General features: G+C 68.5%; 12 protein-coding genes. 8 read left to right on the forward strand and 4 right to left on the reverse strand.

Annotation, left to right across the window (positions count from 1 at the left end; all coding sequences use genetic code 11):
• Positions 1-311 precede the first annotated feature (311 nt).
• Positions 312-821: a nuclear transport factor 2 family protein gene (locus ACWDXC_RS43095; RefSeq protein WP_449992584.1), complete on the reverse strand. Its 510-nt coding sequence runs from the start codon at positions 819-821 to the stop codon at positions 312-314.
• A 91-nt stretch (positions 822-912) separates the two neighbouring features.
• Here ACWDXC_RS43095 and ACWDXC_RS43100 point away from each other — a divergent pair, with 91 nt between their 5' ends.
• The 5 genes from ACWDXC_RS43100 to ACWDXC_RS43120 all read left to right on the forward strand — a co-directional run bounded on the left by ACWDXC_RS43100 (position 913) and on the right by ACWDXC_RS43120 (position 4,028).
• Positions 913-1,833: a LysR family transcriptional regulator gene (locus tag ACWDXC_RS43100; protein ID WP_449992587.1), complete on the forward strand. Its 921-nt coding sequence runs from the start codon at positions 913-915 to the stop codon at positions 1,831-1,833.
• A 102-nt stretch (positions 1,834-1,935) separates the two neighbouring features.
• Complete coding sequence (locus ACWDXC_RS43105) at positions 1,936-2,121, forward strand: hypothetical protein (protein WP_449992590.1); 186 nt, start codon at positions 1,936-1,938, stop codon at positions 2,119-2,121.
• A 149-nt stretch (positions 2,122-2,270) separates the two neighbouring features.
• Entirely contained in the window at positions 2,271-3,002 is a 732-nt protein-coding gene (locus tag ACWDXC_RS43110) for a formylglycine-generating enzyme family protein (RefSeq protein ID WP_449992592.1), read from the forward strand.
• Between the two features lie 385 nt (positions 3,003-3,387).
• Entirely contained in the window at positions 3,388-3,612 is a 225-nt protein-coding gene (locus tag ACWDXC_RS43115) for a hypothetical protein (RefSeq protein WP_449992595.1), read from the forward strand.
• A gap of 152 nt (positions 3,613-3,764) precedes the next feature.
• Positions 3,765-4,028 carry a hypothetical protein gene (locus ACWDXC_RS43120; protein WP_449992596.1) on the forward strand — a complete coding sequence of 88 codons (264 nt, stop codon included), beginning with the start codon at positions 3,765-3,767 and terminating at the stop codon, positions 4,026-4,028.
• A 205-nt stretch (positions 4,029-4,233) separates the two neighbouring features.
• Here ACWDXC_RS43120 and ACWDXC_RS43125 read toward each other — a convergent pair whose 3' ends face one another.
• The gene (locus tag ACWDXC_RS43125) at positions 4,234-4,776 is read right to left on the reverse strand and encodes a hypothetical protein (RefSeq protein WP_449992599.1); all 543 of its coding nucleotides are present in this window, start codon (positions 4,774-4,776) and stop codon (positions 4,234-4,236) included.
• 603 nt (positions 4,777-5,379) lie between these two features.
• On the opposite strand from ACWDXC_RS43125, the gene ACWDXC_RS43130 reads away from it, so the two are divergent.
• Entirely contained in the window at positions 5,380-6,156 is a 777-nt protein-coding gene (locus ACWDXC_RS43130) for a helix-turn-helix domain-containing protein (protein ID WP_449992602.1), read from the forward strand.
• Positions 6,157-6,212: 56 nt separating this feature from the next.
• The gene (nuoH, locus tag ACWDXC_RS43135; protein ID WP_449992604.1) at positions 6,213-7,460 is read left to right on the forward strand and encodes an NADH-quinone oxidoreductase subunit NuoH; all 1,248 of its coding nucleotides are present in this window, start codon (positions 6,213-6,215) and stop codon (positions 7,458-7,460) included.
• A 760-nt stretch (positions 7,461-8,220) separates the two neighbouring features.
• Here the strand turns inward: nuoH and ACWDXC_RS43140 are convergent.
• Positions 8,221-8,832 carry an alpha/beta fold hydrolase gene (locus ACWDXC_RS43140; protein ID WP_449992607.1) on the reverse strand — a complete coding sequence of 204 codons (612 nt, stop codon included), beginning with the start codon at positions 8,830-8,832 and terminating at the stop codon, positions 8,221-8,223.
• Positions 8,833-9,056: 224 nt separating this feature from the next.
• Here ACWDXC_RS43140 and ACWDXC_RS43145 point away from each other — a divergent pair, with 224 nt between their 5' ends.
• A complete protein-coding gene (locus tag ACWDXC_RS43145) occupies positions 9,057-9,458 on the forward strand; it encodes a TetR/AcrR family transcriptional regulator C-terminal domain-containing protein (RefSeq protein WP_449992609.1) in 402 nt (133 codons plus the stop codon).
• Between the two features lie 323 nt (positions 9,459-9,781).
• On the opposite strand, the gene ACWDXC_RS43150 is transcribed toward ACWDXC_RS43145, so the two are convergent.
• Entirely contained in the window at positions 9,782-10,096 is a 315-nt protein-coding gene (locus tag ACWDXC_RS43150; protein WP_449992612.1) for an Ig domain-containing protein, read from the reverse strand.
• Positions 10,097-10,264 lie beyond the last annotated feature (168 nt).

Consider the following 10,264-nt stretch of genomic DNA (forward strand, 5'->3'; position numbering starts at 1 on the left):
GCTGCGACCGACTCGAAGAGTGCGGCGATCCCGCCAGCGTCACCACCACGTACAGGTGCCAGACCTGGAACGGCCACAGGCCGGCCAGCACGGGAAGTGCGCCGAGCAGCAGCGCTTGAGCCGCGGCTGAACCAGCGACCCGTCCCGGGCGGCCAGGTCGGAGATGAGAACAGCCTCCCGCCCCAGCCTCTTCATACGATCCGCTGCGGTGCTCTGCCGAACCGAGCGAATCGAGATCTCTAACTCAGGAGCCTGACGTCCCCGCAGGTCAGACCGTACTTCGTCGGAAATTTCTTGGACGGAGGGGATCGTCAGTTGCCGAAGATCGCGGCGGGGTCGCCGGTGTACCAGGCGTTGTCGATGCGCAGGCGGTGGATGACCCAGCGCTGGCCGTCGCGGACCAGTTCAGTGTCGTAGGGGTTCTTCAGCAGAGCGAAGGTGGTGTGGTCGGCGGTGAGCAGATGCTGGGCCTCCACCAGGGCTGTCAGCCGTGCGGTGTCGCCTTCCACGGTGATGCGAGGGTTGGTGATCTGGTGGGTGGTGTCCACCCGGCCGGTGAACAGGGCGAGGATGGTGGTGACGATGGCGTCCCGCCCGGACATCACCGGAGGCCGGGCGCCCCACTTGGCGGCGGCGGGCCGGAAGTCAAGTTCGGCGTCGGCGGCGAAGGCCGAGGCGAACAGGGCCTTGTCCTTCAGGTCCTGCCCCAGGCCGAACCGGTACAGCACGTCGAGGATCTCGGCGCGGTCCCGGAGTTCCTGGACGACTGCGTTCGCGTCGGTGGCCAGAGCGGACACGGCGTGTTCTACGGTGACGTACATGCTTGCTCCCGTGCAGGTCACAGTGGCGATTGGTGCGCTCCACTTTCGTTGGGGAGCGAGGGGCAGATCAATGCGGCCCTGTGGAAGAATCGTGAAGCTGAAGTTAACGATCGGGGGTGACATGCTGGAACGCCACGAGCTGGAGGCGTTCTTGACCCTGGCCGAGGAGTTGCACTTCGGCCGCACCGCCGAGCGACTGCGAGTGTCCACCGCCCGGATCAGCCAAACGATCGCCAAGCTGGAGCGCCGAACTGGCGTGCCGTTGTTCACCCGCACCAGCCGCCGAGTGGAGCTGACCGCAGTTGGCCGGCAGCTGTACGAAGAAGTCCGGCCCGCGTGGGACCAGATCGCCGCGGCGTTCGCGCGCGCGATCGACTCCGGGCGCGGCCTCACCGGCACCCTGAGGGTGGCTTTCGTAGGCGCGGCGGGCGGGCAGTTGCTCGCCGGGGCTGCCGAGTTGTTCAGCCGTCGCCTGTCGGACTGCGATGTCCGGCTCCGCGAAGCGCAGATGGTCGACCTGATGCCCTGGCTGCGCGATGGCCAGGTTGATCTTGCGCTGGGCACGTTCCCCATCGACGAGCCGGGCATCGCCACCGGTCCGGTGCTGGTGTCCGAAATGCGCATGCTCGCCGTGCCGTCCCAGCATCCGTTCGCCCGTCGTACGTCGGTCTCGCTCCACGATCTCGCCAGGGTGAAGCTCCTCCAGCTGCCGGACACCCTGCCGGCCTCGCTGCGAGAGGACCGCACTCCCCGCGCCACTCCTGCGGGACGGCCGATCGACCCCGGCCCCTCGGCATCGACGTTCAACGAGATGCTCACCCTCATCGGCGCCGGCCACGGCGCCTTCCCCGTCGGCGCCCAGGCCAGGCGCTACTACGCACGCCCCGACGTCGCCTACATCCCCATCAGCGACGCCCCGCCACTGCGATGGGGCCTGCTGTGGAGGACCGACGGCGCCACCGCTCGGGTCCGCGCCTTCGCCAAGGCCGCGCACGACCTGGTCAGCTCCTGAACGGCGGTATCCACGCTCGAACGGTCCACAGATCAGCACCATGCGCAGCCCGTTCTTAAGTGAACCGCGCCGCGTTTCGCGGACAACCGGGGCGTTGTCTGCATGGTAGGGGCGCCTCGAACTCCGCAGGCGGACGGTCACCACAAGCGCTTCGACACCTTCAGGTTCACCGCCGACGCCGACCTCGCCGACGACAGCGGCCTGTGGCCCACGTCCTTCGCCGTGACCGAGCTGAGCGACGAAGCCGCAACGACGATCACCAACCTCGTCAGGAAGGCCGTGAGCTGACGCAGTCCTCGGCACTACGGGCCTCACCTGCGCGGACGGACGTCCTAGGCCCAAGGTCGCTGTCGGTACGGGCCCATCGGCGGATGCGCGTTCGGGGAGCCGGATCGATGATGGGAGCCCTTCGAGCGAGCGGCAGAGGAGTCTTGCGGGTGGAACAGGTGGACTGGGTCGAGATCCCGGCCGGAAGGCTGCTCCGGGGCACGCCCGCCGAGGAGGTGGACGAGGTGGCGCGCCGCTACGCCGACACCGGGGTTCCGGTGGAGTGGTACCGGAAGGAAGCCCCGCGCACGGAGCTGTACATTCCGGCGTTCCGGATCGCCCGTACCCAGGTCACCGCCGGCCAGTGGACGCGCTTCGCGCAGGCCACCGGCAGGCCGGTGCCGCAGGCGCCGGCGGACCACCCGGTCATCGGCGTCACGTGGAAGGACGCGGCGGAGTACTGCCGGTGGCTGGGGCGGCAACTCGGCGGTCTCGGCGTACGCCTGCCCACCGAGGACGAGTGGGAGCGCGCCGCCCGCGGCGACGACGACCGGGAGTTCCCCTGGGGCGACGAGTACCGCACCGGCCTGGCCAATCTGGTGGACCTGGGCGTCGGCACCACCACGCCGGTCGGTTCCTTCCCCGAGGGCGCCAGCCCGTACGGCGTGCTGGACATGGCGGGCAACGCCGACGAGTGGACCGCCACCCTCTACGCCCCATACCGGGGAGCTCCTGCGGAGGTGCCGAGCAGCGAGGATTGGGCCTTCGACCCGCACATCAGCCGGGGCGGCGCCTTCCGCCACGACCGGGACCTGGCCCGGTGCGCCCGCCGGCACGGCGCCTACGAGCGGGACCTGGCGGCGATCGGCATGGGCTTTCGCGTAGCGGCTCCCTCGGGCTGAGCGGCGACAGGGAGCGTCCGCGCCACCCCCGTGATCGTGCTCTCCTCGATGAGCCTCCGGCACTGGTGGAGTCGCGTACTCATGCCGCGGAAGACGTTGTCCGGGGCGGACGACGGTGACCGGCCAGGGCGCCCGTAGCCCGGTCTCTTCCGGCCGGCCCTCGCCCGGCGGGACGTCGGTGCAGGTCAGGTGACTCTGAGGCTGCCGAGCATCCGTACATTTCCGATTATGGGTTGCGGGCCGGAGAGGCGGGTGGTCTTGTCGACGAATCGCTCGGCGTCGAAGACCTGATGGAGCGGGGGCGAGAGTCTCCGTCGGATGATCGAAGGCCCACCGGCCCACTGCGACGGCCATGTCGGGCAGTCCTCTGACCAGCTCCGCGCCGGTGATGCTGAAGGTCGGGGGCAAGCCGGCCATCGACGTTCCGGCCGCCGCGCGGGCTTGCCCTCTGGTGCCGAGCATTCTGATCTGCGAGGCGAGGCGCGCGCGTTTCGGCCCCTCGATCGCGTTGGCGTGGTATGCCTCCGTCGCAGCAGAGGAAATACCGTTCTCCCGGAGCTCCGATGAGCCGTTGTCGGTCGAGGTTCAGCTCGCCGCCGACGACGGGTAGCGGCCGGGACAGCGTGATTCCACTTGGGCGCGAGGACCGCAAACGCGGGGCGGTGGGAGCCGCATGCCGGGCACATGATTATGATCATGGTCATGGCGGAAATGATCTACTATTCCGCTGCGTAGCTGCCCGACCCCCCGAAGGGATGCTTCATGTCCACCAAGCTCACCCGCGCCGCCGCGACCTCGTTCGCGGCGGTCGCTCTGGCTACGACGACGGGATTCGCGCTGGCGGCGCCCGCCGGTGCCACGACCGCGTCGGTCACCTCGGCCGCCTCCACCTGGATCAAGTACGGCGACTACTCGTCCGAGGCCAAGTGCGTAGCCAAGGGCAAGGCGCTGAGGAGCAGCGGCGCCTACCTGTCCTACTACTGCACGTACACCGGTTTCTTCACGCTGATGGTGCTGACCCGGTAGCCGCCTGATCACCTGCGGCCCGGGGGCATTCCTCCGGGCCTTCGTCATGTACGGGCCTTCGAGGAGGCTGAGTGCAGAGATCGGTGGCGTGAAGAGACACCTCTGCAATCGGTCCTTCAACCACCCAGCACAACTGACCCGCCGGATGGCTCGACAACCCCCCTGTGCGCCGCCTTGAGGCGATGAACCCGGCTCGTCGGAGCTGTTAACAATTGAGGGCGGGGTGGGCCTGGGGCCGGCCCGACACGGGATCCAAAGCCACGGGGAATATCCGCCCGTCAGCCACCCGGATCTCAACCGAACTCGGCCCCGTCCATGTGACCGAGTCGAAGGCGTCGTCGGGCACGTCATCGTTGAAACAGCCCAGATGCCACTCCCTGCTGAACAACCCGTCGTCTCTTCGGACGCTGAGCCATGTCACCGCGTCCGGCCCGAGACCCGCCAGCGACCGCTGGAGCCGGATCTGGTACGGATCCGGCCCGTCAACGAAGCCGATCTCCTCGGTAGAGGAGAACGCAAGGGCGATCAACCCTACGAACAGCGCACCGCTCGCGCCCAGCCCGGCCAGGACGGCGATCAGGACGCGTAGCCACCTCCACCGCAGCCCGGCAGCGGCCCACGCCATCAGGAGGCAGGCCAGCGCACCGAGCGCGAACGGATGATTCAGATGTTCCCTCAAGAGCACCAGATCGGAGTCATGGAAGTACACCAGAGCCGCGAAGCCGCCCGTGCAGAGCGAAGCGGCCACCAGCATGAGTGAGCGAACCGACATCACGGATCCCATCAGTGAGGTGCCATCGAGATCATGACAGCACCGCGGTGCCGTAACCCCCAAGTGCACGAAATCGCGACGAAACCCGCACAACCTCCGGGGTGATGCCCCCTTGCCGGTGTGGAAGGGTCAAGACCGCGAATCGCGCCGCTGGGGTCTTCGTTCTCCAGGCTGCCGCCTCAAGGCCGGACAGCCTGGGAAACGATCACTTGTCGCACGGGAAACGACCTATGCTGCCGAACGGCTGACCGACCTGCGTGAGTGCCCATCCCCGCTGAAGTGTGCGCGGTCTTCGGTGGGCGCGAGTCTGCGGATGCGGCTGGCCGACCTGGCAGCCGTCAGCCTCTCCACCTCATCGGCACTCAGCAACGTAACAGCGCCTGTCGCAGACGCCACGCCTGTTGACCAGGTCAAACTCGTACACCACTTCCGTGGACGCAACCCGCGCGCCATGCCCCGTGGGCCCATCTTCGGTGCTGTTGGAGTGTCAGGCATGCTGGGCACATGAAGGATTCAGAACGTGTCTGACGCACGTCAGGCACGCGCCATGCTCCTGCCGGCCACGGCATGATCCACTCGGTGCCCGCGCTGAGGCAGGCCGAGCCGTACGAGATGATCGCGCGGCGGTCGCCGCCGCACCTGCGCCCGTACGCGCTGGGGGCGGCGGGGTTCCGGACGCGGACGGCGGAAGACGCGCGGATGCTGCCGCTCAACGCGGCCACCTTGATCGTCGACTTCACCGGCATGAGCCCGATCGTCACCGGCCCGCGTGCCACCGCGACGTTCGCGGTCCACACGCCGTGGCGTCACGGGATGGCGGTCGGGCTCACCCCCGCCGGGATGTCCGCGCTGACGGGCGCGCCGGTCCGGGAAGTGGCCGGGGCGACCGTGCCGCTCGCTGACCTCCTCGGAGTCCGGGCCGAGGAGCTGGCGGAGCGGCTGGGCGAGTCAGCGAGCTGGGATGAGCGCTTCGCCCTGCTGTGGGAGCGGCTGACGGCGTGGCTGCGCCCCGGCCCGGAACGCGACCACCTGATCATGCGCGCCTGGTGGCGGCTGCAGGCCCCGGACTGCCCGCGCACGATCGCGGGCCTCGCCGCCGAACTCGGTGTCAGCAGGCGGTACGTCGAGCTCGGATTCCGCAGAGTGGTGGGTTTGTCACCCAAGACCGTCGCCCGGATCGCCCGCTTCCAGCGGACCGTGGACAGCTGGCGCCGCCCGTCAGCCACCCTGGACGCGGCCCTGAGCTGCGGTTTCGCCGACCAGCCGCATCTCAGCCGGGAGGTCAGGGCGATGTCGCGGCTGACGCCCGCGCAGCTGTTCGCATTCGTTCAAGACACCGGGCGGCTCGCCGAATAGCGTGACCTTCCGCTCCCGGCCGAACGGCGCGCCGGGACGGGAAGGGGCAGCACGTCATGGGAGCCACACTCGCCGACTTCGGCAGGGATCCGCTGGGGATCACCATCGTCAAGGCGGTGTTCCTGTTCCTCTTCCTGTCGCTGGGGGTCGTGTTCGGGGTCTGGTTCGAGCGCAAGCTCATCTCCAGGATGCAGAACCGCATCGGACCCAACCGGGCGGGACCCTTCGGGATCCTGCAGTCGGTGGCGGATGCGATCAAGATGGGGTTGAAGGAGGATCTTCTCCCCAACACCGTGGACAAGGTGCTGTATCTGCTGGCTCCGGTCATCATGGTGGTTCCGGCGTTCGTGGCGTTCTCGATCGTGCCGTTCGGGCCGAAGGTGTGGATGTTCGGGCACCAGACGCCGTTGCAGCTGGTCGATCTGCCAGTCGCGGTGTTGTTCATGCTGGCGATGGGGGCCATCTCGCTGTACGGGGTGGTGCTGGCCGGGTGGTCGTCGCGCTCGCCGTACGCGCTGCTCGGTGGTTTGCGGTCGGCGGCGCAGGTCGTCTCGTACGAGATCGCGATGGGCCTGTCGTTCGTGGCCGTCTTCATCTTCGCCGGGACGCTGTCGACCTCGGAGATCGTGAACGCGCAGACGACGCTGTGGTACGGCGTCATGCTGCTGCCGTCGTTCCTGGTGTACGTGTTCTGCATGTTCGGTGAGGCGGCGCGGATTCCGTTCGACCTGCCCGAGGGTGAGGGCGAGCTGGTCGGCGGGTTCCAGACCGAGTACTCCTCGTCGCTGAAGTTCGCTCTGATCATGATGGGCGAGTACCTGCACACGTTCACCGCCTCCGGCATCGCGGTCACCCTGTTCCTGGGTGGCTGGCGGGCGCCGTTCCCGATCTCGCTGTGGGCGGGCGCGAACGAGGGCTGGTGGCCGATGCTCTGGTTCTTCATCAAGTTCGCGCTGACGTTCTGCTTCGTCATCTGGGTCCGCGCCTCGCTGCCCCGGGTGCGCTACGACCAGCTCATGTCCTTGGGGTGGAAGGTCCTCATCCCGGTCAACCTGGGCTGGATCCTCCTCGTCGCCGCCGTCCGGACGATCACGCAGAGCCCGGGGACCGTCTCCATCGCGCTCGGGGCCGTCATCGTCGTCGGCGTACTGGCCATCTGGATGCGGTTCGACACCGTCGGCCAGCGGCGAAGGGAAGCCAGAAAGGCACAGGTCGACGCCGAGTTCGAGGAGCTCGGCGAAGAGCCGACCGCAGGCGGCTTCCCGGTGCCGCCGCTCGATCTACCGCACTATCACGGCCGCTGATCCGCCCCCCGGGCGTTGACCAGGGTGGCCCGCCGCTCGGCGAGCCGGGCGGAGGAACTCCAACGCGGTCATGCCCATCCCGAACAGGGCCTGGTACCGGCCGATGGCGTGCGGCGGGGCGAGCGCGAAGGCCGCCGGCTTCTCGTAGCCACGGTGGCTCTGTGTGTTCTCAGAAGCGCGAGTACATCCGGGAGAAGTCGCTGGAGGGCCAGGCCTCCGCGCGTGAGCGCGGCCGCCCGGAGATCGCGGCCAAGCTCGTCATCCCCGGCAGCCCCCGCCCACATCGACGCGGGAGAAGGCGTAGCAGCCCAGGAAGCCCTCACGGTAGCGCTGGCGCAGTCGGCTCCGGTGCATCACGGGCTGCGCCGGCGCGATGCGTTCGTGGCAGAGCCAGATCGCGTTCGCAGCGACTCGAGCAGCGGCTCCGATATCCAGTCGCCGGTCCGACGGGTTGGTGATGGTCAAGGGCTGTGGCGCTTCACCAGGGGATCGGTTGGCTGGTGAGCAGGGGCCGGACCTTGGTGAGCATCAGGTCGAGGAATTGGTCGGGGCGGCGGAAGAAGGCGAAGTGGCTCGCGTCCTGGATGAGGGCGAAGTCCTTGACCGGGGCGGTGACCTCGTTGAAGAACCGCCGGACCGGCTCGGGCGGGGTGATGACGTCGCGCTCGCCCTGGAAGAGGAAGAACGGGATGGCGAACGTGGTGCCTTCAGCCCATTCGTCGATGATCGCGGACTCGGGTGCGACGCTGCTGGGAGAAGCTCATGGCCTTGGTGTAGGCGGGCAGCTCGCCAGCAGGGAGCCGACCACGACGGTCTTGATGGTGTCGAAGGTGAGCGGGTCGGAGCCGACGGTGTGCTTGTCGTACTGTGACCAGTCCTCGGCGCTCCAGGCCGACTTGTCCGGGCCCATCGCGGTGACGGCGGCCAGTTCCTTGCGCTTGCCGGCCGTGCCGAGCCGGTCCAGTAGCGCGCGGTAGGCGGTGTGGTCGCGGCCGCCGGCGTTGATGTTCTGGTCGGTGCCGACGTAGGCGGAGTACAGCTCCGGGTGGTTGCGGGCCAGGCGCAGCCCGACGAAGGAGCCGAAGGAGCAGGCGAGCAGCACGACTTTGTCGACGCCGAGCCGGGCACGGATGTGCTGGGTGACCTCCAGGGCGTCGCGCTCGAGTCGCTGCAAACTCAGGTCGCCCTGCCCGTCGGGGCCGCCACGAGCGAAGGTCTTGCCTGCGCCGCGCATGTCCCACCGCACGATGGTGAAGTGCCGCTCCCAGGCACGGGTGCGCGAGGCGAAGATCAGGTTGGTGGCGCCGGGGGGCCGCCGTGGAGTTCCAGGATCACCGGGTTGCGGTGGTCTTCGCCGCGGATGGAGATCCATTGGTCGATGCCGCCGATGCGGGCGAATCCGGACTCCTCGATGCCGTACGGGCTGGAGGCCGTCTCGATGAACAGGGTCGCCGCCGAATTCGGCGTCTCGGCCATGGCCCTGTACCGCTACGTGCCCGGCAAGACCGAACTCGTCGAGTTGATGGTCGAAGCCGTCCTCGCCGAACCTCCCGACCTGCCGGCCGCCGGCTCCGGCTGGCGAGCTCGGCTTTCCGCGTGGGCCGCCTCCAGTGGGCGGTCTACCAGGCCCATCCCTGGCTGCTGGCCGCCACCGCCATGCGCCGGCAGATCATGGGCCCCCACCAGCTCGCCTGGATGGACGCCGCACTGGCCGCCCTGGAACCGACCGGCCTGACCGCCGGCCAACGCCACCAGGTCTTCCTTCTGGTCGCCGGGCAGGTACGCAGCCTCGCCCAGCAACGGGCCGACTTCGACGAGGACCACAACCGTGAATGGGGCCACCTGACCAGCGAGCTACTCAACCGCCACAGCGATCGTTTCCCCGCCCTGACCAAGGCGATCGCCGACGGCGCGTTCACCTCCACCGAGCTCGATCCACTCGGCTTCGGCCTCGATCGCATCCTCGACGGCGTCCAGGTGCTCATCGACCGTGCCTAGCGAGCATCACCCCCCCTACGATCGCTGACCTGCTGACGCAGGCGAACGACGGCAGCTGGGCCCCCATAGAGCCAACATCCGGTCCGGCCCTCCCCGGAGGCCGTACCGCGGCTTCCAGGAGGCAGGCCAGGACGGCGTGCATGTGGCCCAGCAGGAAGAAATGCTGCGGAGAGTGCGACGGCGAGCAGGATCAGCGCGGCGATCCCGCCGGTCCATGCCAGTTCCTACCCGCACCGAGCGGGATCGGAGAGAAGGACCGACCCGGGACCGCAGACAATGCGCGCCGTCGCTCTTCCGGCAGAGTTTGCGTTGGAGGCAGAAGATCAGCAGGTGGGGCAGGGGGCATCGCGCCGGACGCGCCAGCTGAAGGTGGTGCTTGCCTGGCCGCCGCCGACGGCCGTGACCGTGACGTTGTAGCTTCCTACACGGGGCGTGCCGCTGATCAAGCCAGTCGTCGAGTCGATGGTAAGCCCGGGCGGCAGACCGGTCGCCGACCAGGTGTAGGACCCGCTCCCGCCGGTGGCCTGCATCTGCAGCGACACACGGTCCGGGAGGAACGTGTTCTGGGTGCCCGGGTTGACGACCGTCATCGCCGGCGAGGGCGTGGGGATATCCGGCGGCGGGCAGTCGAACAACACCGGACCAGACCCTGTCGATCGGGTGATGAACTCCGGAGACCCCGACAGGTATTGGACCGTGGCGGTCGCCCGGCCTGAATCGCCCCGGCTTTGGTGGAGACCTCAGCGGTTGATTGCTAGGGCTTCGTGGGGATGGTGGTGAGCGTAGTAGATGGCCTCGAACTCGTC

The organism is Nonomuraea sp. NPDC003214 (assembly GCF_053590035.1).

Excerpts from the sequence above, each read along its gene's own strand:
- ACWDXC_RS43095 (WP_449992584.1), bottom strand. The coding sequence starts at position 821 with ATGTACGTCACCGTAGAACACGCCGTGTCCGCTCTGGCCACCGACGCG.
- ACWDXC_RS43105 (WP_449992590.1), top strand. The coding sequence starts at position 1,936 with ATGGTAGGGGCGCCTCGAACTCCGCAGGCGGACGGTCACCACAAGCGC.
- ACWDXC_RS43120 (WP_449992596.1), top strand. The coding sequence starts at position 3,765 with ATGTCCACCAAGCTCACCCGCGCCGCCGCGACCTCGTTCGCGGCGGTC.
- nuoH (WP_449992604.1), top strand. The coding sequence starts at position 6,213 with ATGGGAGCCACACTCGCCGACTTCGGCAGGGATCCGCTGGGGATCACC.
- ACWDXC_RS43140 (WP_449992607.1), bottom strand. The coding sequence starts at position 8,832 with ATGGATCTCCATCCGCGGCGAAGACCACCGCAACCCGGTGATCCTGGA.